25 protein-coding genes are annotated in these 24,351 nt (G+C 71.0%); 14 read left to right on the top strand and 11 right to left on the bottom strand.

Going from position 1 to position 24,351, the window contains the following annotated elements; all coding sequences use genetic code 11:
• Positions 1–85: 85 nt before the first annotated feature.
• The 4 genes from FH608_RS01290 to FH608_RS01275 are packed head-to-tail and all read left to right on the top strand — an operon-like array spanning position 86 to position 3,663.
• Positions 86–637, top strand: coding sequence for a MarR family winged helix-turn-helix transcriptional regulator (locus FH608_RS01290; protein ID WP_139627863.1), 552 nt, complete (start codon positions 86–88; stop codon positions 635–637).
• On the top strand, positions 621–1,559 hold the full coding sequence (locus tag FH608_RS01285; protein ID WP_139627861.1) for a tetratricopeptide repeat protein: 939 nt from the start codon (positions 621–623) through the stop codon (positions 1,557–1,559). Before FH608_RS01290 ends, FH608_RS01285 begins: the two co-directional genes overlap by 17 nt.
• 9 nt (positions 1,560–1,568) lie before the next feature.
• The gene (locus FH608_RS01280) at positions 1,569–2,198 is read left to right on the top strand and encodes a cytidylate kinase-like family protein (protein ID WP_139627859.1); all 630 of its coding nucleotides are present in this window, start codon (positions 1,569–1,571) and stop codon (positions 2,196–2,198) included.
• 55 nt (positions 2,199–2,253) lie between these two features.
• Positions 2,254–3,663 (top strand): NAD-dependent malic enzyme, encoded by a 1,410-nt coding sequence (locus FH608_RS01275; protein ID WP_139627858.1) that lies wholly within the window; start codon positions 2,254–2,256, stop codon positions 3,661–3,663.
• A gap of 368 nt (positions 3,664–4,031) precedes the next feature.
• Here the strand turns inward: FH608_RS01275 and FH608_RS01270 are convergent, their stop codons facing one another.
• The 4 genes from FH608_RS01270 to FH608_RS01255 are packed head-to-tail and all read right to left on the bottom strand — an operon-like array spanning position 4,032 to position 8,420.
• Positions 4,032–4,505, bottom strand: a complete 474-nt coding sequence (locus tag FH608_RS01270; RefSeq protein WP_139627856.1) for a hypothetical protein — start codon at positions 4,503–4,505, stop codon at positions 4,032–4,034.
• 57 nt (positions 4,506–4,562) lie between these two features.
• Positions 4,563–6,125 (bottom strand): glycerol-3-phosphate dehydrogenase/oxidase, encoded by a 1,563-nt coding sequence (locus FH608_RS01265; RefSeq protein ID WP_139627855.1) that lies wholly within the window; start codon positions 6,123–6,125, stop codon positions 4,563–4,565.
• Positions 6,126–6,136: 11 nt separating this feature from the next.
• Entirely contained in the window at positions 6,137–7,612 is a 1,476-nt protein-coding gene (gene glpK, locus FH608_RS01260; RefSeq protein WP_139627854.1) for a glycerol kinase GlpK, read from the bottom strand.
• 55 nt (positions 7,613–7,667) lie between these two features.
• Positions 7,668–8,420 carry an IclR family transcriptional regulator gene (locus tag FH608_RS01255; protein ID WP_139627853.1) on the bottom strand — a complete coding sequence of 251 codons (753 nt, stop codon included), beginning with the start codon at positions 8,418–8,420 and terminating at the stop codon, positions 7,668–7,670.
• A 159-nt stretch (positions 8,421–8,579) separates the two neighbouring features.
• Between FH608_RS01255 and FH608_RS01250 the strand changes: the two genes are divergently transcribed.
• Positions 8,580–9,209, top strand: a complete 630-nt coding sequence (locus FH608_RS01250) for a TetR/AcrR family transcriptional regulator (RefSeq protein ID WP_139627852.1) — start codon at positions 8,580–8,582, stop codon at positions 9,207–9,209.
• A 6-nt stretch (positions 9,210–9,215) separates the two neighbouring features.
• Here the strand turns inward: FH608_RS01250 and FH608_RS01245 are convergent, their stop codons facing one another.
• Positions 9,216–9,728 (bottom strand): hypothetical protein, encoded by a 513-nt coding sequence (locus tag FH608_RS01245; protein ID WP_139627851.1) that lies wholly within the window; start codon positions 9,726–9,728, stop codon positions 9,216–9,218.
• A gap of 110 nt (positions 9,729–9,838) precedes the next feature.
• On the opposite strand from FH608_RS01245, the gene FH608_RS01240 reads away from it, so the two are divergent.
• The gene (locus FH608_RS01240) at positions 9,839–10,417 is read left to right on the top strand and encodes a YqgE/AlgH family protein (protein ID WP_139627849.1); all 579 of its coding nucleotides are present in this window, start codon (positions 9,839–9,841) and stop codon (positions 10,415–10,417) included.
• A 121-nt stretch (positions 10,418–10,538) separates the two neighbouring features.
• Here FH608_RS01240 and FH608_RS51185 read toward each other — a convergent pair whose 3' ends face one another.
• Complete coding sequence (locus tag FH608_RS51185; RefSeq protein WP_193318181.1) at positions 10,539–11,147, bottom strand: TetR/AcrR family transcriptional regulator; 609 nt, start codon at positions 11,145–11,147, stop codon at positions 10,539–10,541.
• A gap of 152 nt (positions 11,148–11,299) precedes the next feature.
• Here FH608_RS51185 and FH608_RS01230 point away from each other — a divergent pair, with 152 nt between their 5' ends.
• The 6 genes from FH608_RS01230 to FH608_RS01205 all read left to right on the top strand — a co-directional run bounded on the left by FH608_RS01230 (position 11,300) and on the right by FH608_RS01205 (position 18,606).
• Positions 11,300–12,907 (top strand): MFS transporter, encoded by a 1,608-nt coding sequence (locus FH608_RS01230; protein WP_139627848.1) that lies wholly within the window; start codon positions 11,300–11,302, stop codon positions 12,905–12,907.
• Positions 12,908–12,997: 90 nt separating this feature from the next.
• The gene (locus FH608_RS01225) at positions 12,998–13,261 is read left to right on the top strand and encodes a DUF3039 domain-containing protein (protein ID WP_139627846.1); all 264 of its coding nucleotides are present in this window, start codon (positions 12,998–13,000) and stop codon (positions 13,259–13,261) included.
• A gap of 78 nt (positions 13,262–13,339) precedes the next feature.
• On the top strand, positions 13,340–14,248 hold the full coding sequence (locus tag FH608_RS01220; protein ID WP_139627845.1) for a zinc metalloprotease: 909 nt from the start codon (positions 13,340–13,342) through the stop codon (positions 14,246–14,248).
• A 26-nt stretch (positions 14,249–14,274) separates the two neighbouring features.
• Positions 14,275–15,660 carry an MFS transporter gene (locus tag FH608_RS01215; protein WP_226898850.1) on the top strand — a complete coding sequence of 462 codons (1,386 nt, stop codon included), beginning with the start codon at positions 14,275–14,277 and terminating at the stop codon, positions 15,658–15,660.
• An 83-nt stretch (positions 15,661–15,743) separates the two neighbouring features.
• Positions 15,744–16,730, top strand: coding sequence for a hypothetical protein (locus tag FH608_RS01210; protein WP_139627843.1), 987 nt, complete (start codon positions 15,744–15,746; stop codon positions 16,728–16,730).
• Between the two features lie 124 nt (positions 16,731–16,854).
• Positions 16,855–18,606, top strand: coding sequence for a DEAD/DEAH box helicase (locus tag FH608_RS01205; protein WP_193318180.1), 1,752 nt, complete (start codon positions 16,855–16,857; stop codon positions 18,604–18,606).
• Positions 18,607–18,859: 253 nt separating this feature from the next.
• On the opposite strand, the gene FH608_RS01195 is transcribed toward FH608_RS01205, so the two are convergent.
• Genes FH608_RS01195 through FH608_RS01185 form a run of 3 tightly spaced genes read right to left on the bottom strand, consistent with a single transcriptional unit; the run spans position 18,860 to position 21,619 of the window.
• Positions 18,860–19,360 carry a GNAT family N-acetyltransferase gene (locus tag FH608_RS01195; protein ID WP_139627842.1) on the bottom strand — a complete coding sequence of 167 codons (501 nt, stop codon included), beginning with the start codon at positions 19,358–19,360 and terminating at the stop codon, positions 18,860–18,862.
• Positions 19,361–19,386: 26 nt separating this feature from the next.
• Positions 19,387–20,529, bottom strand: a complete 1,143-nt coding sequence (locus FH608_RS01190; protein WP_139627841.1) for a hypothetical protein — start codon at positions 20,527–20,529, stop codon at positions 19,387–19,389.
• Entirely contained in the window at positions 20,519–21,619 is a 1,101-nt protein-coding gene (locus FH608_RS01185) for a helix-turn-helix domain-containing protein (protein ID WP_139627840.1), read from the bottom strand. The genes FH608_RS01190 and FH608_RS01185 overlap by 11 nt, the downstream gene beginning before the upstream one ends.
• Positions 21,620–22,022: 403 nt before the next feature.
• On the opposite strand from FH608_RS01185, the gene FH608_RS01180 reads away from it, so the two are divergent.
• Both FH608_RS01180 and FH608_RS01175 read left to right on the top strand, forming a co-directional pair.
• The gene (locus FH608_RS01180; protein ID WP_139627839.1) at positions 22,023–22,247 is read left to right on the top strand and encodes a hypothetical protein; all 225 of its coding nucleotides are present in this window, start codon (positions 22,023–22,025) and stop codon (positions 22,245–22,247) included.
• A 175-nt stretch (positions 22,248–22,422) separates the two neighbouring features.
• A complete protein-coding gene (locus FH608_RS01175; protein ID WP_139627838.1) occupies positions 22,423–22,800 on the top strand; it encodes an STAS domain-containing protein in 378 nt (125 codons plus the stop codon).
• A gap of 91 nt (positions 22,801–22,891) precedes the next feature.
• Here the strand turns inward: FH608_RS01175 and FH608_RS01170 are convergent, their stop codons facing one another.
• Positions 22,892–23,545, bottom strand: coding sequence for a class I SAM-dependent methyltransferase (locus FH608_RS01170; protein WP_139627837.1), 654 nt, complete (start codon positions 23,543–23,545; stop codon positions 22,892–22,894).
• Between the two features lie 143 nt (positions 23,546–23,688).
• On the bottom strand, positions 23,689–24,240 hold the full coding sequence (locus tag FH608_RS01165; RefSeq protein WP_139627836.1) for a hypothetical protein: 552 nt from the start codon (positions 24,238–24,240) through the stop codon (positions 23,689–23,691).
• Positions 24,241–24,351 lie beyond the last annotated feature (111 nt).

Below are 24,351 nucleotides of genomic sequence, written 5' to 3'. Positions count from 1 at the left end.
TGTCCGGATTCTTGGTCAAGCGGGGAGCCCTGTCGTCAGGGGTGACCAGACGAACCGGGACGAGGGGCGCGCTACCGTATGCGCTGTGTCGCAGCCCAAGCCGCTCAACCTGCCGTTCGACCCCATCGACCGCGCCGCGGAGAGCTGGCGCGCCCACTTCGGGCCCTCCTCCGCCATGGCCGCGGTGACGTCCATCATGAGGGCGCACCAGATCCTGCTCTCCCAGCTCGACGCGCTGCTGAAGCCCTATGACCTGACCTTCGCCCGCTACGAGGCCCTGGTCCTGCTGACGTTCAGCAAGACGGGCGCGCTCCCGCTGTCCAAGATCGGCGAACGGCTCATGGTGCACCCCACCAGCGTCACGAACACGGTGGACAGGCTGGAGAAGTCCGGGTTCGTCACCCGGCTGCCCAACCCGCGCGACGGCCGCGGCGTGCTCGCCGAGATCACCGGAGCGGGAAGGGACGTCGTGGAGCGCGCCACCCGCGACCTGATGGCCGCCGAGTTCGGCCTCACGATGTACGCCGAGGACGAACTCCACCAGATGTTCACCCAGCTGCGCACCCTCAGGGTGGCGGCGGGTGACTTCGCCGCGTCGCCGATGCGGCAAGATGAAGAGCATGGCGGACTTCTCTAGGCCCGGGTCGCTCTACGGAGCGGTGGACCTGGGCGCGCGCAAGCAGGCCCTAGAGGCACAGACCCGGCGGGAGACCGCGGGTCCCCAGGCGGCCGCGCCGGGCTCGGTCGTCGACGTGACCGAGGAGACGTTCACGACCGAGGTCATCGACCGGTCGATGACCGTCCCCGTGATCCTCGACCTGTGGTCGCCGCGGGCGCCGGGCAGCGCGCAGCTCAGCCCGGTGCTGGAGAAGGTGGTCGGCGACCTCGCCGGCCGGGCCGTGCTGGCCAAGGTCAACGTCGACGCCAGCCCGCAGATCGCGCAGGCGCTGCGCGTGCAGGCCGTGCCGACCGTGCTGGCCATCTTCCAGGGGCAGGCCGTCACCGGCTTCCAGCAGGTGCTGCCCGAGCAGGAGGTGAGCCGCTGGCTCGACGAGTTGATGGGCGCGGTCGAGCAGTTCTACCAGGCCAACCCCGGCGCCCGGCCGCAGCAGGCGCCCGGCGCTGAAGAGGCGCCCGCCGCGCCGCCCGCCGACCCCGACCTCCTGGCCGCGGAGGAGGCCATCGAGAAGGGCGACCTCGACGCGGCGGCGGCCGCCTACCAGCGGCTGCTGGCCCGCGCGCCGGGCGACGAGGACGCCAAGATGGGCCTGGCCGGCGTCACGCTGATCAAGCGCACCGAGGGGGCCGACCCCGCCGACGTCCAGCGGCGCCTGCAGGACCCTGCCGACATCGACGCGCACCTGCTCGCCGCCGACCTGGAGATGCTGTCCGGCTCGGTCGACGAGGCGTTCGAGCGCGTCATCGCCGTGGTCAAGCGCACCTCGGGTGACGAGCGTGACAGGGCGAGGCGCCATCTGCTCGGCTTGTTCGACACCTTGCCGGGCGACGACCCATCTTTGGCGAAAGCACGTAGAGCTTTGGCGAGCGCACTGTTCTAACCTGGGGCCATGCGGGTCGTCACCATATCCGCGACTTACGGCACGGCCGGCAGCCAGATCGGCCCGGCCGTCGCGGAGCGCCTCGGCGTGCCGTTCGTCGACCGCGCCATCCCCAGCGCCGTCGCCCAGGAGCTGGGCTGCACGCTGGAGGAGGCGCTGGCCCATGACGACCGGGCCGAGCACGGCCTCGGGCGGCTGCTCTCAGGGGCGATGCGGCTGCCCACGGTCACGTTCGGCGGGGTCGACATGTACGTCCCGGGCGCGATGCCGCACGCGCCCGAGGAGTTCGTCCGCGCGGCCGAGCGCATGCTCAAGGACATGGCGGACGAGCAGGGCGGCGTGTTCCTCGGCAGGGCGGGCGCCGCGGTGCTGGCCGACCGTCCTGGCGCGCTCCACGTACGCCTCGACGCGCCTGTCAAGCGCAGGATCCGGCAGACGGCCACGCTCTCGGGGATCGGCGAACGCGAGGCCCGCAAGATCATCGAGGACAACGACCGCGCCAGGGTGGCCTACGTGCGCCACTTCTACCGGATCGATCCCGCGGACCCGTGTCAATATCATCTCGTCGTCGACAGCACGACGATTCCCGTTCCGACGTGCGTCGAGCTGATTGTCACGGCGGCCGAGGCACTGGATTGACCTGGGGAGCCCTATCATGGGGGAATTCTTGGTCAGTCCCGAAGGAGCGATTGACGTGGCCACCGTCCCGAGTGTGTCGTACTCCATCACCGTGCGTCTCGAAGTGCCGGCCGGCGGCAAGGCCGTCAGCCAGCTCACCCACGCCGTAGAGTCGGCGGGAGGAGTCGTCACCGCCCTCGACGTCACCAACGCCGGCCACGAGAAGCTCCGCATCGACGTGACCTGCGCCGCCAGGGACACCGATCACGCGCAGGCCATCGTCGACCAGCTCGAGGCGGTCGAGGGCGTCGTCATCCACAAGGTGTCCGACCGCACCTTCCTCATGCACCTCGGCGGCAAGATCGAGATGAAGTCGAAGGTGCCGCTGCGCAACCGCGACGAGCTGTCCATGGCCTACACCCCGGGTGTGGCGCGCGTGTCGATGGCCATCGCGCGCAACAAGGAGGACGCCAGGCGGCTGACCATCAAGCGCAACACCGTGGCCGTCGTCACCGACGGCTCCGCCGTGCTGGGGCTCGGCAACATCGGCCCCGAGGCGGCGCTGCCGGTCATGGAGGGCAAGGCGGCGCTGTTCAAGCGGTTCGCGGGCATCGACGCCTGGCCCATCTGCCTCGACACGCAGGACGTCGACGAGATCGTCCGCACGGTGCAGGTGATCGCGCCCGGCTTCGGCGGCATCAATCTTGAGGACATCGGCGCGCCGCGCTGCTTCGAGGTGGAGCGGCGCCTGCGCGAGCTGCTCGACATCCCCGTCTTCCACGACGACCAGCACGGCACCGCGATCTGCGTGCTCGCCGCGCTCACCAACGCGCTGCGGGTCGTCGAGAAGGACATCGAGACCGTCAAGATCACCATGGCGGGCGCGGGGGCGGCCGGCAACGCGGTGCTGCGGCTGCTGCTCGCGGCCGGCGCCCGTAACGTCATCGTCTGCGACTACCTCGGGGCCGTGCACGGCGGGCGCGACGACCTCGACGAGTCGCTGCGCTGGATCGCCGACCACACCAACGCCGAGGGCTACTCCGGAGACCTGCGCGGCGCCGTCAAGGACGCCGACGTCTTCGTCGGGGTGTCCGCGCCGGGCATCCTGACCGGCGACGACATCGCCACGATGGCCAAGAACCCGGTGGTGTTCGCGCTGGCCAACCCGGAGCCCGAGGTGTCGCCCGACGAGGCGCGCGAGCACGCGGCCGTGGTGGCCACGGGGCGCTCCGACTACCCCAACCAGATCAACAACGTGCTGGCCTTCCCGGGCGTGTTCCGCGGGCTGCTCGACGCGCAGGCGGGCGGGGTGACGCAGGAGATGCTGCTCGCGGCGGCCGGCGCGCTGGCCGCCGTCGTCACGCCGGAGGAGCTGGGGCCCAACTACATCATTCCCAGCGTGTTCCACCCCGACGTGGCGGGTGCCGTCGCCGCGGCCGTCCGGGAGTCCGCCGGCGGTCGCGCCCGCGGCTTCACCGAGGCGTGATTACTTAGAGTTACGGCGGGGCCGGCCTGGCGCCTCCCGCCGACCCCGGTTGGGGGCCTCCAGGGAGACGCTCACTGACCCGCACAGGGCCGGGCGCCGTTACGGCGGGATTCTTGGCCGGGTCCGTGGCGTCCGGGCGCGCCACCGTCCGCTTCTGACCGGCCTCGGTGCCGCAGCCTCCGGCCCGCTTGGGGGTTGCTGCTCCTGATCGGTTTCGAGGCCGCCGGCCGGGGCTGGGCGGCTTGGCGGTGTGGCGGCTCGCTGGTCGGCCGCGCGGCGGGGGTGGGCTGTGCGGGCACCGGCTGTTGTGGTTGTGCGCTCCCTTGAGATGGGCAGGGGTGACCCGTGTGGGTGCCGTGCCCGGGCGGTCAGGCGACCGTGAGGGCGGGCATGAGGGCGTAGGTCTCCTGGAAGACCAGGTTGTGGGCGTCGGCGGCGGCGATGACGCGGAGCGTGTCGAGCTGGGCCTCGGCGTCCGCCGGCGTGAAGACGTTCAGCGGCCAGTCGCCGACCGTGTTGCCCCGCAGGTGCGGGTGGTGGAAGTCGCAGCCGTAGTGGGCCACGACGGCGATCGGCTGGACGTGGCTCGCGCGCTGCTCCGGCCACGTGAGCGACCACATCGCGTTGAGCCCGCCCTCGCGCGACCGGGTGACGCCGCTGGCCACGACGCTCCCGGTGCCGAGCAGCAGGTCGGCGTCGAGTTCGGAGAGGGCCCTGCGCGCCACCGGGTCCAGCAGTTCGGTGGCCGTGACGAACAGGCGCTCCTTGTCCTCCCGCGAGACGGCCTCGCCGTGGATGCCGTCGCGCAGGTCGCGGAAGTGGCGGAGCAGGGCTTCGTTCATGGGAGTGCACATGCCACCCCCCTTCCCCGGCGGGCGGGCAGGCCACCTCCCAGGACGTCAGGCGAGCAGCCGCCCGATCCCGGCCCGCACCTCCGGCGTGTCGAGGCCGCGGACCGTGAGGGTCGTGCGGCGGCGTACGACGTCGTCCACCGTGGCCGCCCACTCGTGGTCGCGCGCGAAGACCGCCTGGGCCCAGATGTCGGGGCCGTCCGGGTGGATGCGCTCCCCTAGCGCGGGGTCGTCGCGGATGAGCCGGGCCAGGTCGAACGCGATCGACCCGTAGTGCGTGGCCAGGTGCCTGGCCACCAGCGGGTCCATCCGGGTGCCCGGGTCGAGGTCGGTCCAGAGCCGCAGGGCCACCGCGTCGGGGCTGGCCAGCCCGGGCAGCGGCACGGCGGGCAGGATGTCGGCCAGGTCGTCGCCCAGCGGCCGCCCCGGCAGGTGGGCGAGCGTGTCGAGGACGTGCTTGCCGATGTGGCGGTAGGTGGTCCACTTGCCGCCCGCCACCGACAGCATGCCGCCCGCGCCCCTGGTCAGCACCGTCTCCCGCTTGGCCGCCGCGACCTGGCCAGGACCGCCGGGCAGCACCCGCAGCCCCGCGAAGGCGTAGGTGATGTCCTCGCGCCTGAGCTGCTCGTCGCGTACGGCGTGGCCGGCCTCGCCGAGGATCTGCGCGATGTCGGCCTCGGTGGCGGCGACCGCGCCGGGGTCGCCCTCGTACGACTCGTCCGTGGTGCCGAGCAGCAGGTGGTCCTCCCACGGGATGGCGAACGACACCCGGTACTTGTCGACCGGCGTGGTCAGCGCCGCCTTCCACGGCTCGTGGCGGCGCAGCACCAGGTGGGCGCCCTTGGACAGCCGGATGCTGGGCGCGGCGCTCGGGTCCTCCATGCGCCGCAGGTGGTCGACCCACGGACCGGTGGCGTTCAGGACGAGCCGGGCGGACACGCCGAACTCGGTGCCGTCGAGCCGGTCGCGCAGGTCGGCCCCGGTGATCGTGCCGGTGACGGTGCCGCCCGTCTTGCGCAGCCCGACGACCTCGGCGTGGTTGAGGACGACGGCGCCCGCGTCGACGGCGGCCCGGACGGTCATGACCGCGACGCGGCTGTCGTTCATCTGGTGGTCACCGTAGACGGCGGCGGCGCGCAGGCCCTCGGTCCGCAGCGCGGGCACCTTCGCCAGCGCCTGGTGCGGGCTGATCACCTTGCCCATGCCGTCGCCGAACACCGACAGCGCCGAGTACAGGAACACCCCCGCGCCCAGCTTGGCGGCCCCGTGCGGCCCGCCCTTGTAGATCGGCACCAGGAACGTCAGCGGCTTGACCAGGTGCGGCGCGATGTCGGCGGCCAGGGCGCGGCGCTCGCGGTGGTTCTCGGCGACCAGCCGGACGTTGCCGGTCTGCAGGTAGCGCAGGCCGCCGTGGACCAGCTTGGACGAGGCGCTGGAGGTGGCGCCGGCGAAGTCGCCCGCGTCGACCATGGCCACCCGCAGCCCGGCCTGCGCGGCCATCCAGGTCACCGACGTGCCGAGGATGCCGCCGCCGATCACGAGCAGGTCGTAGGCGGTGCGGGCGAGCTCCTCCCGGGTCCGTGCGCGGTCGGCGCAGGTCGTGGTCTCCATTGGCAGGCTCCCTACTGTTCGGCCCAGTCGAGGGTGCGGGCCACGGCCTTCTTCCAGCTGTGGTACCCGTGCTCGCGGGCGGCCTCGTCGATGGCCGGGCGCCACTCGGCGGCCTTGTGCCAGTTGGCGCGCAGGCTGTCGAGGTCGGGCCAGTAGCCGGTCGCCAGCCCGGCGGCGTACGCGGCGCCCAGCGCGGTCGTCTCGGCCACCATGGGCCGGATCACCGGCACCGCGAGCACGTCGGCGAGCGTCTGCATGAGCAGGTTGTTCGCGGTCATGCCGCCGTCGGCGCGCAGCGTGGTCAGGTCGAGCCCGGAGTCGGCGTTCATCGCGTCGACCACCTCGCGGGTCTGCCACGCCGTCGCCTCCAGCACGGCCCGCGCGATGTGCCCCTTGGTGACGAAACCGGTCAGCCCGGCGATCACGCCGCGCGCGTCCGAGCGCCAGTGCGGCGCGAACAGGCCCGAGAAGGCCGGTACGAAGTAGCAGCCGCCGTTGTCGTCGACCGTCCGCGCCAGCGTCTCGATCTCGGCCGCGCTGGAGATCAGTCCCAGGTTGTCGCGCAGCCACTGCACGAGCGACCCGGTGACCGCGATGGAGCCCTCCAGCGCGTACGTGGCCGGGCCGTCGCCGATCTGGTAGCCGACGGTGGTCAGCAGGCCGTGCTTGGAGGCGACAGGCTCCTGACCGGTGTTCATCAGCAGGAAGCTGCCCGAGCCGTAGGTGCTCTTGGTCTCGCCGGGCGCGAAACACGTCTGCCCGAACAGCGCCGCCTGCTGGTCACCGAGCGCCGAGGCGACCGGGACGCCGTCCGGAGTGTGCCCGTAGACCTCGGCGGACGGGCGGATCTCCGGCAGCATCGCGCGGGGCACGCCGAGCGCGGCGAGCAGGTCGTCGTCCCAGGCCAGCGTGCGCAGGTTCATCAGCATCGTCCGGCTGGCGTTGGTCACGTCGGTGACGTGCCGGCCCGTCAGGTTCCACAGCAGCCAGCTGTCCATCGTCCCGAACAGCACCTCGCCGCGCTCGGCCCGCTCCCGCAGACCCGGGGTCTCGTCCAGCAGCCAGCGAATCTTCGGCCCGGAGAAGTACGTCGCCAGCGGCAGCCCGGCCCGCTCCCTGAACAGCCCCTCGTGCTCGGCCAGCGCCCTGGTCAGCGGCGCCGTGCGGGTGTCCTGCCAGACGATCGCCGGGCAGACGGGCCGGCCGGTGGCCCGCTCCCACAGGACGGTGGTCTCGCGCTGGTTGGTGATGCCGAGCGCGGCGATCCGGCCGTCGCCGATGCCCGCGCCCCCGACCGCCTCCGCCAGAACGCCCTGCACGGCCTCCCAGATCTCCCCGGCGTCGTGCTCGACCCAGCCGGGCTTGGGGAAGATCTGGCGGTGCTCGCGCTGGGCGACGGAGATGATGTTGCCGGCCTGGTCGAAGACGATGCAGCGGCTGGACGTGGTGCCCTGGTCGATGGCTGCGACGTAGTGAGGTGTGGGCACGGGGTTCCTCGCTCGGATCGGGTTCGGCAATGCCGAACGAATGCTATTTCGAGGCTCAGGGATGTTCAAGTGAGCGGGTGATCGCGCGGGCGGCGTCCCGTACGTACGAGACGAACTCCATGTGCAGGGCGCCGCCGGGGGCCAGCCGCTCGACGGCGCCGCGGATGCCGATGGCTCCCACCACCAGCCCGCGCGGGTCCTTGATGGGCGCGGCGATGGCCACCTCGCCCTCGGTCAGCTCCTCCGTCTCGCCCGCCCACCCGCGCGTCCTGACGAGGTCGAGCTCCTCCTCCAGCGCGGCGGGGTCGACGATCGTGTGCTTCGTGTACGGCTCCAGCGGCCGGTCGAGTGCCTCGCCGTACGGGTCGTGGGCGAGCAGCACCTTGCCCAGCGCGCTGGCGTGCGTCGGCAGGTAGGTGCCCACCTGGAGGGTCTGCAGGCTGTCGTCGGGCCGGAAGACGTGGTGGATCACCAGCACGTGACCCTCGTGCAGGGTGCCGATCCAGGCGCTCTCCCTGCTGCGCCCCGCCAGCGCGTCGGCCCAGTTGATGGCCCTGGTGCGCAGCTCGTTGACGTCGAGGTAGCTGGTGCCGAGATGGAGCAGCGTGGCGCCGAGCCGGTACTTCCCGCTCGCCTCGTCCTGCTCGACGAACCCGACGTGGACCAGCGTGCGCAGGATGCCGTGCAGCGTGCCCTTCGGCAGGCCCAGCGCCCTGGCCAGCTCGGCGACCCCGAGCCGGCGCGGCCCCGAGGCGAGCAGCCGAAGGATCGCGGCCGCCCGCTCTACCGACTGAATCGTCTCTCCCACACCCGCACCCTAGCGCAGCATCGTTCGGCATAGCCGAACAACTCTGTGAATGGAACCGATCACGTCGTGTCAGCGTCCAGGAGGTTGGGGGAAATGCGATGCCGACCCCTAATGGGATGAGAGTTCCGTTAGAGTGGAACGTTGCGACGAGGAGAGTTGATGGACCAACCGTCCCGTTCAGCGGGCACCGTGCGTCCAGGGGGACGCACGGCGAGGGTCCGCGCGGCGGTCATGGACGCCACGCAGGACGCGCTGGTCGAGCACGGGTTCCATGGGCTGACCATGGACCAGGTGGCGGCCAGGGCCGGTGTCGGCAAGACCACCGTCTACCGGCGCTGGGGCAGCCGGGCCGGCCTGGTCACCGACCTCATGAACGAGCTGGCCACCCAGTCCATGCCCCATGCCGACACGGGCGACATCGAGGGCGACCTGATGGCCAACGCCCTGTCGGTCCTGAGGGCGATCAACGACGGGCGCCTCGGTGCCACGTTCCAGGCCATGATCGCCGCCGCCACCAGCGACGAACAGGCCGCCCGCGCGCTGCGCGTCTTCTACGAGCGCCGGATCGGCGAGTGGGCCGGCACCGTGGACCTGGCGGTCAAGCGCGGCGAGCTGCCCCAGGGGACGGACGGCGGTGAGCTGATCAGGGCCGTCTCGGCGCCGCTGTACTACCGGCTGGTGGTCACGCGGGAGCCGGTGACGCTGGAGGACGCCGAGCGCTCGGTGGCGCGGGCGCTGGTCGCCGCCAGGGCCGGAGCCTTCGTCATGCGGGACCCGGGCGCCCCGTGAGGAGGCTCATGGGGTCGAGCGCGGCCAGATGGAGCCGTACCACCACAGGATGCCGCCCATCACGATCAGGCCGCCGGCCGTCGCCAGCTTGCCGATGAGGTCGGTGGGCGGGCCGGTGAAGGGCAGGTTGCCGCGGTGGTGCCCCCAGGGGCAGTCGTTCCTGGCGCGGGTGGAGTCGATGAGCGTGTCCGGCTGCTTGTCGGCCACCGAGTACGCCTCGATCTCGGCCGTGCTGCCCTTGCGCACCGCCACGGCCCTGACGATCGTCTTGCGGGCCGGGATGGAGCCGCTCGCCACGCTCTCCCCGTCGGCCCGGAGGTCGAAGCGTACGAGCTGGCGGGTCTGGTTGTGCAGTGTGACCTCGACGCGTCCCGAGCGGCAGTGCACGTCGTCCACCGTCATCGTGAACGGGTCGCCCTGGTCGTCGGGCCATGGCCAGGCCTGCGCGCTGCCGGGGAAGAGCAGAAACGTCGCGCACACCGGTAGGGCGGCCAGGACGAGACGTGTCTGTATGCGCATGAGCACCCCCGGAATGCGATCTTTGCTACCTTAGGTGCCCATGTGCTTACGAAAAGTAACATCGCGCGCCCGGGGGAGCGTCAGGTCCCCGCAGCGTTCATGATGGATGTATGGCGGAAGCGATCTACGTCGGCGGTTTGTTGGTGGCGACGCCGCTTCTCGACGACCCCAATTTCCGGCGTAGCGTCGTGCTGATCCTCGAACACGACCACGACGGGGGCACCCTGGGTGTGGTGCTCAACAGGCCGAGCGACATCTCGGTCACCCAGGTGCTCCCCGTGTGGGATCCGCTGGTGACGGGGCCCTCCGTGCTCTTCGAGGGCGGCCCCGTGCAGACCGACAGCGCGCTCGCGCTGGCCGCGGTGCCCAGCGGGGAGGAGCCGCTCGGCTGGCGCAGGCTGCACTCGGGCACCCCGGCCGTCTCGCGGCTGGGCACGGTCGATCTGGACGCCCCGCCCGAGATCCTTCAGGGGGAGATCGCGCAGATGCGCATCTTCGCCGGGTACGCCGGATGGTCGTCGGGCCAGCTGGCCAGCGAGATCGCCGAGGGCGCCTGGTACGTCGTCGACTCCGAGGTCGGCGACACCTTCCACGCCGATCCGCGGGCGCTCTGGCGTCACGTGCTGCGCCGCCAGCCCGGCGAGCTGGCCTTCGTGGCGACCCACCCGGAAGACCCGACGATGAACTGACCTTCTGTGGCGAACCGACCTTCTGTGGCGAACCGACCTTCTGAGGCGAACCGACCTTCTGGGACGACGACCCTCGAAGCCACTCCAGGCACTCGCCCGCGTCCGCCCGGCCTTCGGGCCCTCAGCGGTCCCAGCCCGGCTGTAGCGAGCGCTCGGCCAGCTCGATGGTCTCCGCCATCCGGCGCGAGATCTCCGGCACGGTGGCGTCGCGGCGCGGGCACTCGAAGCCGACGCGCATCGTGCACGAGGCGAAGGCGACGATGAGGTGGGAGAGCTGGTCCTCGTCGGGGTCGACGCCCCGGCGGGCGGCGACCACCTCGACCAGCCGCCGATCGGTCTGGGCGCCCCTGGCCACGGAGAGCCCCACCAGGCGCGGATGCTCGTCCAGAAGCCGCCGCAGCTTCAGGAACCTCTCGCGATCGTCGGGCGTTGACCCTTCGACGTCTTCGAGCACGGCCCGCATCGCGTGCATGAGCGACGTGAAGGCCGGCTCGTCCGCCGGGCGGGAGGACAAGGTCTCCAGCATGATCTCCTCGCCGTGGTCGTGGAACCACAGCACCAGATGGTCCTTGCTGGTGAAGTAGCGGAAGAAGGTGCGTGGGGAGACGTCGACGGCCCCCGCGATCTGCTCCACCGTGGTCGACTCGTATCCTTGTTCGAGGAACAGGTCGAGCGCGGCGTCGAGGATCGCCAGGCGTGTCTTCTCCTTCTTGCGTTCCCGAAGACCCACAGTGGCCACTCCCTCGCAACCTTTCTGTCACAGTGTGCCATAAGTCATAGAGCGACGATTAAAAATCGATTGTGATTAGTCATGGCATGACATAGATTACCTACAGTTTTAGGTGATCTATGCCCCGGTGGGGGCTGTACTTAGGGGGACTCATGGCTCACGCGAAGGCGGTTGACGCTCCGCCATCGCCGAGACCGGCCAAGACGGGGGCCGGCGGCAATCCTTGGCTCGTGCTGTTGTCCGTCAGCCTTGGCGTCATCATGGTCATGCTCGACGGCACGGTCGTGGGCATCGCCAACCCGTCCATCCAGGCCGACCTCAAGGCCTCGCTGTCCGACCTGCAGTGGGTGACCAGCGGCTACCTGCTGGCGCTGGCGGTGTTCCTGATCACCGCCGGCAAGCTGGGCGACCTGTTCGGGCACAAGCGGGTGTTCCTGATCGGTGTGGGCGGCTTCGCGCTCTCTTCTGTGGGCATCGGACTCAGCGCCGAAGTGTCCGACATCATTCCCGGCGTCTCGCCGGTGGGCATGCTGATCGGCCTGCGGGTGCTGCAGGGCCTGTTCGGCGCGCTGCTCCAGCCCGCCGCGCTGGCGCTGCTGCGCACGGCGTTCCCGGGTGAGAAGCTCAACCAGGCGATGGGGGCCTGGGGCGCGATCATCGGCCTGTCCAGCGCGGCCGGCCCGATCGTGGGCGGCGTGCTGGTGGAGCAGGCGAGCTGGGAGACCGTCTTCTTCATCAACGCTCCCGTCGGCGTCGTCGCCCTCGCCATGGGCATCTTCCTGATCAAGGACAACCGGTCGCAGACGATGGCCAGGATCGACTGGCTCGGCGTGCTGCTGCTGTCGGGCGCGATGTTCTCGCTGGTCTGGACCATCATCAAGGCCCCCGAGTGGGGCTGGGGCGACAGCACGACGCTGACCTTCATCGCCGTCTTCGCGGTGCTCATCGCCCTGTTCATCTTCTGGCAGAGCACGATGCAGAAGCGGGGCGGGCAGCCGCTGGTGCCGCTGTCGCTGTTCAGGAACGCCTCGATCTCCATCGGCACCGTGCTGATGATGATGGTCGCGTTCGCGATGTTCGGGGCGATGTTCTTCCTGGGCTTCTTCTTCCAGGGCGTGCACGGCCTGTCGCCGCTGGAGGCCGGCCTGCGCATGCTGCCGATGAGCGCCGGCATGATCGTCGCCTCGCCGCTGGCCGGCATGGCGATCGGCAGGCTGGGGCCGAAGATCACGATGGCGGCCGGTCTGCTGATCACCGCGTTCTCGATGTTCCTCATGTCGCGGCTCAGCATCGATGCGTCGTTCATCGAGAGCGGCATCCCGTTCGTGCTGCTGGCCTTCGGCATGTCGCCGGTGTTCGTCGGCGCCACGGAGATCATCGTGGGCAACGCGCCGGAGCGGCTGACCGGTGTCGCGGGCGGCGTGCAGCAGTCGGCCATGCAGGTCGGCGGCGCGCTCGGCACCGCCATCCTGGGCGCCGTGATGGCCGGCGAGATCTCCGACAAGCTGGCCGGCTACCTCGGCCCGGCGGCCCAGGCGATCCCGCCCGCGCAGCTGACGGCGCTGGAGAAGGCCGCCGCGTTCGGCGCCGCGCCTCCCGGCCTGCCGCAGCAGATCGGCGACGCCGTGCACAACTCCTTCATGGACGGCATGCACCTCGCCTTCATCGTGAGCACCTGCATCGCGGTGCTGACCGCCGCGCTGACGCTGTTCGTCAAGGCCGGCAGGAAGACCGAGGGCGCGCCGGTCCACATGGGCTGAGCCCGCGCCCCACGTACGGCCCTCGCCACGCGGCGGGGGCCGTACCGCTGCGTGGGGGACCAGGGCGCGCGCGGGCATAAACTCGGTGGGGTGAGCACCACGAAGATCCTCCCAGAGCAGGAGACCACGCCGCGGACGTCGCACGGCGACGGCGACCACGAGAGGTTCGCCCACTACGCGGACAAGCACAAGATCACCGAGAGCATGGTGACGGGCACGCCCATCCGCGCCCTGTGCGGCAAGGTCTGGGTGCCCAGCCGTGACCCCAAGAAATATCCGGTCTGCCCGGAGTGCAAGGAGATCTACCAGGGTCTGCCCTCCGGTGGCGGCGACGGCGGCGGCGACAAGCAGTGAGTGTTGCTGAGCGGTAAACCCACCACGCCGGGCTACGGTCGGTAGCCTGACCAGCTCGGACCGTAGTGGGGGACCCGTATGACCCGGCGTGTGACCGCCGTCTCGTTGGCATGTCTGCTCGCCGTCGGGTTCACACCGCCCCTCCACCTCCAGGCCTCATCGGTCGAGGCCGCACCGCTCCGCGCCCTGCCGGCGGCCCGCTGCGGCGCGGTCCATGCCTTCAAGGTGCCCGCGCCGCGCTCGCCCAAGCCTGGAGACGTGGCCAAGGTCATGACCGAGCTGGGCAGGCGCCTGGCCGGCATCACGCCGCCCGCCCAGATCACCGTGCCCGTCTACGCGCACGTCATCACCCGTGGCGCGCGCCGGGTCACCGGCCAGGACGTCAAGGCCCAGATCGACGCGCTCAACACCGCGTACGCCGGCGGCTACGGCGGCGTCGACACCGGCGTCCGCTTTCAGCTCGACGGCGTCACCGTCACCGAGAACGATGCGTGGTTCGCCGACCCGGTCGCCAACGAGCGGCCCATGAAGGTGGCCCTGCACCAGGGCGACGCCCGCACGCTCAATCTCTACATCGCCCAGCTCAGCGAGCAGATGCTGGGCTTCGCGAGCTACCCCTACTGGTACGACGAGAGCCCCAGGCTCGACGGCGTCGTGATCGACTGGCGCAGCCTGCCAGGCGGCGCCATGAGCAACTACAACCGCGGCTTCACCGGCGTGCACGAGATCGGGCACTGGCTCGGCCTCTTCCACACCTTCGAGAACGGCTGCGACCTGCCCGGCGACGGCATCGCCGACACCCCGATGGAGGCCAGGCCCACGGAGGGCTGCCCGGCGGACAAGGACTCCTGCACCAGCCCCGGCGGCGACCCCATGCACAACTTCATGGACTACGCCCACGACACGTGCATGTCGGAGTTCACCCAGGGGCAGGCGGACCGGATGCGCCAGATGTGGGCCGTGTACAGGAACACCCCGCAGGTCTAGGTGTGGGGGCAAATTACGATGTGCGAGTGACAGGACCGAAAACAGTCGAGACTCCCCACAAGCCCGCTCGCATCCTCGGGCCCGAATACCGCGTGGCGACCATCGGCATCGTCCTGGTGATCACGCTGGTGGCGTTCGAGGGCATGTCGGTCGTGGTCGCCATGCCCACGGCGGCCAGGGAGCTGCACGCGCTCGACCTCTACGGCATCAGCCTGTCCGCCTTCCTCATCGCCAGCCTGTTCGCGAACGTGGTGGCCGGGCTCTGGGCGGACCGGCGCGGCTACCCGCTGCCGTTCCTCGCCGGGGTCCTGCTCTTCGTGCTGGGCATGGGGCTGGCCGGGTCCGCCCAGTCGGCCGGGATGTTCCTCGTCGCCAGGGCCGTGCAGGGGCTCGGCGCGGGGCCCTCGGTCGTGGCGCTGTACGTGATGATCGCGCGGGTCTATCCGATGGAGCTGCGGTCCAAGGTGTTCGCGGCCGTCTCCGCCGCCTGGGTGGTGCCCGCCATGGTGGGCCCGGCCGTGGCCGGATTCGTGTCGGAGCAGTGGGGCTGGCGCTACGTCTTCTTCGGGATCATCCCGCTCGTGGTGCCCGCGCTGGCGATGCTCGTACCCGCGCTGCGCATGCCGTCCGCGTCCCAGGGAGAGCGCTCGGACGGGCCGCGCTCCAGGCCGCTCGCGATGACCCTGGCCGCCACCGCCACGGCGGGCGGGGCCGGGGTGCTGCTGCACGGGGTGGACCAGGTGCACCTGCACCCCGCGTCCGGGGTCCCCGAGAGCGTGGCGGGCCTCGCGTTCCTGCTCTACGGGCTGTACCGGCTGCTGCCGCCGGGGGCGCTGCGCTTCAGTCGCGGGCTGCCGACGACCGTGCTGATGCGCGGGTTCTACTCGGCGGCCTTCTTCGGGGTGAACTCCTACATCCCGCTGGCGCTGGTGGACGTGAAAGGCTTCGACGCCAGTTACGCGGGCGTCGCGCTGACCACCGGGGCGCTGGGCTGGTCCGCGGGCTCCTACCTGCAGAGCAGGCGGGACGGCGAGGCGTACCGGCGGATCCGGCTCGGGGCGGCCTGCGTCACCGTGGCGATCCTGGTCTGCGTGCTGTGCGTCCTTCCCGGGGTGACCGGGTGGATCGCCGTGCCCGCGTGGATCGTGGCCGGGTTCGGGATGGGCTTCGGCATGACCACGGTCAGCGTCACGGCGCTGAAGCAGTCGCCGGTGAACGAGCAGGGCGCCAACTCCGCCGCGCTGTCGGTCGCGGACATGCTCGGGTCCGCTGTCACGGTCGGGATCGGCGGCGCGCTGCTCAACGTGTTCGGGCACGGCCCGGACCAGATCGCCACCGCGTTCGTCGTGATCTCCTTCCTCATGGCCGCCGTCGGGCTGAGCGCGACCCTGCTCGCCGGGCGCACCCGCTGAATTCCGCCTCTCCCGTCACAGGCACCACGGTTCTCCTGATCCCCGCGCCGAGGAGTGATAGGACAGCGGGACAGGGAGGTGCCATGGAGGATGATCGCCGCGTCTGGCCGCCTCAGGCCGGCCCCAGGCATCGCCGCACCCCGCCCCGGTACGCGTGGGGGCCTCCCCACGCGGAGACGCCGCGGCGCGGCCGTCCTGGCCCCCTGGAGGCGGTCCCGGACCCGGAGCCCGAGCCCGGACCCGACGCCGGCCGGGAGCCCTCACGCGAGCCCGATCCGGGGTCCGCACGCGATACCGGATGGCAGTCCCTGCGCGACGCGGGGTGGGAGTCCGTACAAGAGCCCGATCCGGGGTCCCGACGGGAGCCGCATCCGCTGGACCTCGACCCGGGCGAGCCGTGGAACCCGCGCATCCGCGGGACCGGGCAGCGCCGCGAGGACCCGTGGGACGACCCGCGCGAGGACTCGCTCCCCCCGTCGGCCCGGCTGCGCGGGTCCCCGGTGGACCCGGGACGGCGCGTGCGGGTGGCGGAGTCGGCGCGGCGGCGCTGGACGGGCGTGACGGCGGCGGCGCTGGCCGGCGTGGCGCTGGTGGCCGGGGCGACCGTCGTGGTGCTGCGGACCACCGCGCCACCCGAGCAGACCGGCAGGCTGAGCGACGCGCTGGCCGGGGTGACGGCGGCGTTGCCGCAGGGCTGGACGCAGGGGGCGGTGCCGCCGGTGACCGGTTTCACATCGGTGGTCAGGGACGGCGACGGCGGCCTGGTGATGGCCAAGCCCGTCCCCGGGCCGGTGGAGGACGCCGGCGAGGCCACGACGGAGGCCGCGGAGCTGTACTCCCGGCTGCTGCTCAAGGGCGACCGGGTGAACGTCGTCGAGGACAAGGGTCTGCCGGGCGGCCACACGCGGGCACTGCGGGCCGAGTACCGAGACGTGGCCAACCGGCCGGCGTACCTCCGAGTGACGATGCTCACTCGCGGCGGCGATCCGGTGCTGCTCGTCGGCCTGCTCCAACCCGAGGAGAGCGGCCGCAGACAGGCGCTGGACGCGGTGATGACGAGTATCCGATAAGCCGCATAGCACGTGGAGAAGTCCTTGGCCAGAATCGCCGGTGCACGGCACGTCTTGTCGGTGTCCCCGATTACCCTTGGGTCACTGTGAGAGAGCGAAGCACACGAACCCCAGAGGTGATGCGGTGAGCACCTTCGCCGCGTCCCACCTTTCGCCTTCCTATCCAGACCGAGCCGCGTGGGGCACCGCACCCAAGTTGCGTGCCTGGCAGCAGGAGGCGTTCGACCTCTACTTCCGGCGCGAGCCGCGTGACTTCCTCACCGTGGCGACGCCGGGCGCGGGCAAGACGACCTACGCCCTGCGCATCGCCAGCGAGCTCCTGGCCAACGGCGTGATCAGGGCGATCACCATCGTCACGCCCACCGAGCACCTCAAGCGCCAGTGGGCCGACGCCGCCGGGAAGGTCGGCATCGCCATCGACCCCGAGTTCAAGAACAGCCAGGGGGCCACCTCGCGCGACTACACCGGCGTCGCGGTGACGTACGCGCAGGTCGCCATGCACCCCGCGCTGCACAGGGCGCGCACCGAGGCGCGCAAGACGCTGGTGATCTTCGACGAGATCCACCACGCGGGCGACGCCAAGTCGTGGGGCGACGGCGTGCTGGAGGCGTTCGAGCCCGCAACCCGCCGCCTCCAGCTCACCGGCACCCCGTTCAGGTCCGACGACAACCCCATCCCCTTCGTCGCCTACGAGGAGGACGGTGAGGGCCTCAAGCGCAGCGTCGCCGACTACTCCTACGGCTACGGCCCGGCGCTCGACGACGGAGTGGTGCGCCCGGTCATCTTCCTGGCCTACTCCGGCGAGATGAAGTGGCGCACGCGGGCGGGCGACGAGATCGCCGCGACGCTCGGCACGCCGCTCACCAAGGACCAGCTCTCGCAGGCGTGGCGGGCCGCGCTCGACCCCAAGGGCGACTGGATCCGCCAGGTCATGCAGGCCGCCGACCGGCGCCTCACGGAGGTGCGCAGGGGCGTGTCCGACGCGGGCGGCCTGGTCATCGCGACCGACCACGAGACCGCCCGGGCCTACGCCCGCCACCTGCGCAACATCACCGGCGAGGGCGCCACGGTCGTGCTCTCCGACGACCCCGGCGCGTCGAAGAAGATCAAGCAGTTCTCGGAGTCGCAGGACCGCTGGCTGGTGGCCGTGCGCATGGTGTCGGAGGGCGTCGACATCCCCCGCCTGTGCGTGGGCGTCTACGCCACCTCCACCTCGACCCCGCTCTTCTTCGCCCAGGCCGTCGGCCGTTTCGTGCGGGCGCGCAAGCGCGGCGAGACCGCCTCGGTCTTCCTCCCCTCGGTGCCCACGCTCATGGGGCTGGCCAACGAGATGGAGGTCGAGCGCGACCACGTGCTCAACAAGCGGCCTCCGGAGGACGGCCTCGACGACACCCTGCTGGAGCAGGCCAACCGCCAGAAGGACAATCCTGACGTCCTGGGCGACGAGCTGCCGTTCGAGACGATGGAGACGTCGGCCACGTTCGACCGGGTGCTCTTCGACGGCGGCGAGTTCGGCACCGGCGCGGAGGTCGGCTCCGCCGAGGAGGAGGACTTCATCGGCCTGCCCGGCCTGCTGGAGCCCGACCAGGTGGCGACGCTGCTGCGCAAGCGGCAGTCCGACCAGCAGGCGGCCAGGCGCAAGCAGCCGGCCGAGGAGCCGCGCGAGCGCCTGGCGCCGCACGAGCAGATCGCGGAGCTCAGGCGCGAGCTCAACGGCCTGGTCGGCGCGTGGAACCATCGCACGGGCCAGCCGCACGGCGTCATCCACTCGGAGCTGCGCCGCTCGTGTGGCGGGCCGCCGATCGCGCAGGCGACGGCGGAGCAGATCCAGGAGCGCATCGACACCATCCGCCGCTGGGCCACCCAACGCCGCTGACCCCGCCACCCCGACGACGGCCACCCAACGCCGCTGGCACCGCCACTGGCACCGCCACTGGCACCGCCACTGGCACCGCCACTGGCACCGCCGCCCCGACGACGGCCGGCCAATGCCGCAGACACCACCGGCCTGGCGACGGGCCCCAGGGCGGGTCGTGGCGGGGCACGGCGGACTGTGGCGGGCACAGCATTCCTGCGCCGCCGGCTCGGCGGAGGCCGCGCCGCGGTCGCCCGTGTGGAGGGGACGGTGGTCAGCCGAGTTTCCTGACGAGGATGCGGCAGACCTCCGGCCGGAGCTCGCGCCTGCCGTCGGGGTGGTAGACGACCTTCGTCGTGGCCACCTCGCCGTGCGGCCATTCGGCGTACCCCCGGCGCTCGTACAACCGCTGCGCGTCCAGGTTGTCCAGGCCCACGCCGAGGGCGACCTGCTCGTGCCCGTCGCCGAGGAGCCGCTCCTCGGCGGCCCACAGCAGCTCGGTGCCGATGCCGCGGTTGCGCCGCCACGGCACGACCTCCAGGTGCGTGAGCAGCGCCACGCCCGGCAGGTGAGTGCGCAGCTCGGGCTCCTCGGCGGGCGCCAGCCAGACGTAGACGTCGCCGACCGCCGCCGCGCTCTCCCAGGCGACCAGCAGGAGCCCGTGCCCGGTGTCCTGCCTGGCCAGCCGGTCGGCGAAGTAGGCGCCCTGCCCCAGCGAGCCGATCATGGCCGGGAGATCGTCATGGACGGCCTGGCGGATGTCACGTGCCCCCACGGACGACAGATTCCCGGTTGATCCTCTTATGAATCAAATGATGTCCATCGAGGCAATTGCTCGGAACCGGGGTGGACCAGCCATTTCATGACGTCTGCCACGCTCAACCCGATATGCGGAACTTTCTCGAGGTGCTCCGACCACCGGTGCCGGTCCTCCGACCAGGCTTCGAGATACCGTACGCAGAACTCCGGCGTGATGCGGCTGAGCCGGCCGAGCGCCGCGAGCAGCGACTCCTCCATGGCCCGGCGGTTGGTCGTCGCGCCCGGCGGCAGCTCCCTGACGCGGCGCAGCACGTCCCTGACGAAGGCGGTGCGCCTGGCCAGGAAGCCCTTCCAGTACGCCGTGCCGGTCGCCGCCGCCCAGCCCCTGCCCTCGTCCAGCAGCCAGTAGACGCCTTCGGCCAGCACGTCGCCGAGCTCCTGGTCGCGCGCGCGGACGGGGCGGTCGAACGGGTCGTACGGGCGCTGCTTCACCCTCCCCGTCACCGCGAGCCGCCGCAGCGACCGCTCGCCCAGCAGGTAGAACCAGTCCTCGTTGTAGATGTTCGGGAAGAACGAGGGATTGCGGGTGGTCTCGACGGCGAGCGCGCCCCCGCCCACGAACGAGTCCTGCCGCCCGCCGGTCAGCCGGTGCGCGTGGCACACGACCGAGTTGTCCGGATAGCCGCCGATATGCATGCCGACGGCGTCGTACGTGTCGAGCAGCGCGGCGGCGCGCGCCACCTCCTCGTGCCCGCCGACCTCGATGTCGTCGTCCAGGAACACGATGCGCCGCCAGCCCGTGAGGCGCGCCAGCAGCAGGCCGGTGTTGCGCTTGGCGCTGAGGTCGGTGGCCCGCGCGAACGGCGTGCCCTTCACCAGGGCCGTCGTCGCGAAGTCCGGCAGGTTGAGCCGGGCCGGGTCGTCGATGCCGACGGCGATGAAGCGGACGCCGGCCGGCATCAGGGCGTCGGCCAGGCCCGGTTTGCTCCACTTGCTGTGCAGGGTGACGAGGGTGCAGTCAAGCGCGATCGCCAGGCGGATCGCGTACTCCAGCCACTTCGGATGCCTGATCGTCGGCACGACGATCGCGTCGACGGCGCCGGACCCTCCGGCTTCCGGACCGTCCGGGTGGAGGTCGACCAGGCTCCGGTGCGAGTCGTGATGGTGCTCTATTTCAGTCTCCATTGGCAGGCTCCGGCCACTCGTGCAGCCGGAACGACTCGCGGGCCCAATCAGGCGTGACGGCGACCCGGCCCACGATCCTGACCCGCGTGAGAATGCTGTACGACGCCGCGTCGCCGAACCGGTCGCGCAGATAGCCGGCGTTGCGGTCGCGGAAGTGCTTGTCGGTCAGTGCCCGCACCGTGCCGTAGACGCCCCTGGCGTACATGCCGTTGCAGATGGTCAACGTGCGCTCGACGTTCTCGGGGTTGACGCCGCGGTAGAAGAACCCGACGTCCTCCAGCAGTTGCAGATTATCGCCGGAGCCGCTGGTGACGGTGTAGTGCCTGCGCGTGTCGCCGCCCTCGTCGACCTCGAAGTACGGCCCCTTCTCGCCGTCCCAGTCGGGCACCTGGCGCACCGGGAGCTCGATCTGCTCCAGCATGGCCTGGGTCACCTCGTTGTAGTCGACGCCGCCCAGCAGCACCACGTGGGTCGTCAGGTCGTCGGAGGAGCGCAGGTCCTCGGTGGCGCGCAGGGTGAGCGGGCTGTGCGGGTTGGCGGCCCGCAGGTGGCCCCACAGCTCGAACAGGGAGTCCAGGTCGGAGTACTTGTAGAGCTCGATGTAGTCGGGGCGGGTCGGATCGGCGTACGGGATCCTGGCCCGGTGCTCCTCGGGGATCTGCGAGCAGATGATCGTGATCGACTCGCCGCGCGGGAAGTGCCACGGGCCCTTGAGGAAGGTCTCGCCGGCCTGCGCCGGCTTCGCGCCCTCGCCGTCGGCCAGGGTCCTGAGCGCCTCCTTGCGCAGCCGCGTCAGCTCGTCGAGCAGCTCGTGGTACGCCGTCACCTCGTCGGGCGTCAGATCGGACAGCGGCAGCACCCGGGCCCTGCCGTTGGCGATCGAGCGCCGGGTGGCGAAGAACGCGGCGTACTTCTCCAGCCGGGGGAGCGGCGGGACCTTGGCCGTGTGCGCCGACTCCCATGAGGAGATCAGCGGCACGCTCACCGCGAACGCCTCGCGCAGCTGCGCCTGGGTGACCCGCACCTCAGGCCAGTGCCCGTCGCGCAGCTCGCGCAGTCGGCGTGCCAGCCCGGAACCGTCGCCGTTCATGCCAGCCTCATTCGTGTGAACTTCAGCAATTTCTAGTGAACGTCAACCTGGCGGCGAAGTCGATGAAGAATCCGCAGCTAAGGCCTAACAGAACAGCCAACCCGTACCGCGCGAGCGGTACAAGAGGGACCAGTCTAACCATTCAGCTATCACCACCGTGTACGAATAGCTCGGTTAAGGCGGGGTACGTCTTTACTTGAGATTACCTTCAGTGAAATTAACTAAACATTGGTGGAGGTGGTTCGCGATGAGGGTCCGATGAGCCACGCCCGACAGAAGCGGCATCCCACGCAAGCAAAACCGCGGCGTGCCTTCGAGGCCGAGTCCGTCCATCGGCGGAGGCGCCCGCGTAGCGAGGCTCTGTCAGAGCGCGTCCACGCACCGGGGGAAAACCCTTATGTCCATGCCAACGGCCATCCTCCATCTCGCGATGGCCATCCCCGCCCCGACCGACACCCGAACCGGGACCCTCTTCCTCCTGGCGACCCTGATCACGCTGGCGGTGGCCGCCCTCCGCTGGATGGTCAAGCGGGCACACGTCGTCATGGTGATCAGCGGCACGGCCGTCATGACGGCCGTCCTCGCCGTGCTGGTGCTCGCCTACTGGATCACCTTCGGATCCGCCTGAGGGTGCCGTCGCGCGCGGCGTCCCGCCCCCCGGCGCTGCGCGCGTGCTGGTCCGTCCGTTACGTTCCGTGACTCTGTGCGTTTGGCCACAGAACAGTGTCTCCCTGTTAGAAACTCCACTTAACCGGCAAGAACCACCCTTGGCTTGTCTCGGGATACGCAGAAGGACTTTGCCCATGTCGTCTGAGGCCACCAGAAAGCCGACGTTGAGCGTCACTTCCGGCCTCTCCCGAAACGCCGTCATCATCCGGCTCGAAGGCGAGCTGGACGTCAACGTGCTCCCCTTGTTGCGCGAGCACCTGCGACCCGTCTGGGACCTTCCCCCCAGGCCCTTCCTGATCCTGGACCTGGGGGAGCTGTCGTTCTGCGACTCGATGGGGATGAACGAGCTCGTCGGCGTGCTGCAGCGGTGCGAGGCCCAGGGGACCCGGCTCCTGCTCGGAGGGGTCCAGGGCGTCGTGGCCAGGGTGCTGTCGATCACCGGGCTGCGGAACGCGTTCGAGGTCTTCACGCGGCTCGACGACGCGTTGCGGCTGGCGGTGGTCACGCCCTGACGGCGTCACGGCCGGCGATCGCCAGGCCCGCGGCGGGGCCTGGCCCAGGACCCGGCTCAGGCTCGGCTCAGGACCCGGCCCAGGGCTCGGCTCAGGCGAGGGGCTTGCGCGCGAGCAGCATCGCCTGCGGCGTCATCTCCGCCGCGGACTCCTCCCGGGCCTCGCGGAGGAGCCGCGCGTGCATGACGAACCCGGCCTTCTCCAGCAACCCGGCGATCCGTTCGGGGCGCAGGCGGCGGAAGTCCAGCTTGATCTCGTGCCCGAACCCATCCGTCCTGTGCTTCGCCTCGTCACCGACCTGGAAGGCGATCAGCGTGTACGCCCCGGGCGCCATGACCCGGTGGAACTCGGCGAACACCTCGGGCAGCAGCTCCTGGGGGATGTGGATGATCGAGTAGTTGGCGACCAGGCCGCCCAGCGCCCCGTCGGGGAGGTCGAGCGCCAGCATCGAGCCCTCCTCGAACCGCAGCTCCGGATAGGTGCGCCGGGCCAGCGCGACCATCGCCGGCGACAGGTCCACGCCGAACGCGTCAAGCCCGAGGTCGTGCAGGAGCGCCGTGATCTGGCCGGGCCCCGATCCCACGTCCGCCACCGGGCCGCGGCCGTGCACGAGCTCGGCGAAAGCGGCGAACATCGCCCGGTCCAGCGGCATGGCGGCCAGCTCGCCATGGAACGCCTCGGCGTAGTCGGCGGCGATGGCGTTGTAGGAGGCGCGGGTGTCGCGCAGGAAGTCGGGTTCGGTCATGGCGGATCACCCTAGTGCCGCCCGCACCCGTGCCGGGCCAGGGCTCGACAGAGCACGCCGCTCGTGCCGGGTCCCGTCGCGGCGAAGCACGCCAGTGGCACCGTGCCCGTACCGGGCCGGGGCGGCGAAGCGCGCCGGGGTGGCTACGCGCCGTGGACGAGGTGCTCGGGGATGCGCCGGCCGGTGCGCCCGTCGGTGAGGATGTCGCGGGCGTGCGCGTGCACCGGCACCCGCACCGTCGCCCTGCCGTTCCTGACCTGGATCGGGAGCGTGAACACCTGCTGGTGGCGGGCCGTGAGCACGGTCGCGTGCCGCCCCACGGGATGCCCGACGCGCGGCCCCTCGTACAGCCAGAGGAGCATCTTCCGGCCCTCGGACCGCACGACGGCCTCGGCCGCCGGGCACTCGCGCGGCGCCGCAGCCCAGGTCAGCACGATCTCGCGGCCCACCCGCGCGGACCGGGGCACCGGCATGCGCTCGGCGCAGGACGGCGCGGCGGGCGCCGCCACGGCGTGGGCAGGAGGCGTGTCGGGCCGGACGGCGTCCATGGCGAACGTGCCGCACTCCAGCAGCACCAGCGTCGCGATCGCGCCCACCCGGTCGACGGCACGGCCCCTCACGAGCAACCACAGGCAGAGAGGGCCGAGCACCAGCCAGGCCACGCCCAGGGAGACGGCCAGCATGAAAGACCTCACACGAAAAGGGAGTATGTGACTCTCCGTATTACTACGGCTCCGGAGAGGGTTCGCCCTCTTGGATATCACATCACCGCAGCGTTGCCTATCGCATACGCTTCGTGATCAGTG

It is taken from the genome of Nonomuraea phyllanthi (assembly GCF_006334985.2).
GTDB classification, from domain to species: domain Bacteria; phylum Actinomycetota; class Actinomycetes; order Streptosporangiales; family Streptosporangiaceae; genus Nonomuraea; species Nonomuraea phyllanthi.
This window is presented reverse-complemented; position numbering and strand designations above follow the sequence as displayed.

Excerpts from the sequence above, each read along its gene's own strand:
- FH608_RS01285 (WP_139627861.1), top strand. The coding sequence starts at position 621 with ATGGCGGACTTCTCTAGGCCCGGGTCGCTCTACGGAGCGGTGGACCTG.
- FH608_RS01280 (WP_139627859.1), top strand. The coding sequence starts at position 1,569 with ATGCGGGTCGTCACCATATCCGCGACTTACGGCACGGCCGGCAGCCAG.
- FH608_RS01270 (WP_139627856.1), bottom strand. The coding sequence starts at position 4,505 with ATGAACGAAGCCCTGCTCCGCCACTTCCGCGACCTGCGCGACGGCATC.
- FH608_RS01265 (WP_139627855.1), bottom strand. The coding sequence starts at position 6,125 with ATGGAGACCACGACCTGCGCCGACCGCGCACGGACCCGGGAGGAGCTC.
- FH608_RS01250 (WP_139627852.1), top strand. The coding sequence starts at position 8,580 with ATGGACCAACCGTCCCGTTCAGCGGGCACCGTGCGTCCAGGGGGACGC.
- FH608_RS01245 (WP_139627851.1), bottom strand. The coding sequence starts at position 9,728 with ATGCGCATACAGACACGTCTCGTCCTGGCCGCCCTACCGGTGTGCGCG.
- FH608_RS01240 (WP_139627849.1), top strand. The coding sequence starts at position 9,839 with ATGGCGGAAGCGATCTACGTCGGCGGTTTGTTGGTGGCGACGCCGCTT.
- FH608_RS01230 (WP_139627848.1), top strand. The coding sequence starts at position 11,300 with ATGGCTCACGCGAAGGCGGTTGACGCTCCGCCATCGCCGAGACCGGCC.
- FH608_RS01220 (WP_139627845.1), top strand. The coding sequence starts at position 13,340 with ATGACCCGGCGTGTGACCGCCGTCTCGTTGGCATGTCTGCTCGCCGTC.
- FH608_RS01210 (WP_139627843.1), top strand. The coding sequence starts at position 15,744 with ATGGAGGATGATCGCCGCGTCTGGCCGCCTCAGGCCGGCCCCAGGCAT.
- FH608_RS01190 (WP_139627841.1), bottom strand. The coding sequence starts at position 20,529 with ATGGAGACTGAAATAGAGCACCATCACGACTCGCACCGGAGCCTGGTC.
- FH608_RS01185 (WP_139627840.1), bottom strand. The coding sequence starts at position 21,619 with ATGAACGGCGACGGTTCCGGGCTGGCACGCCGACTGCGCGAGCTGCGC.
- FH608_RS01180 (WP_139627839.1), top strand. The coding sequence starts at position 22,023 with ATGCCAACGGCCATCCTCCATCTCGCGATGGCCATCCCCGCCCCGACC.
- FH608_RS01175 (WP_139627838.1), top strand. The coding sequence starts at position 22,423 with ATGTCGTCTGAGGCCACCAGAAAGCCGACGTTGAGCGTCACTTCCGGC.
- FH608_RS01170 (WP_139627837.1), bottom strand. The coding sequence starts at position 23,545 with ATGACCGAACCCGACTTCCTGCGCGACACCCGCGCCTCCTACAACGCC.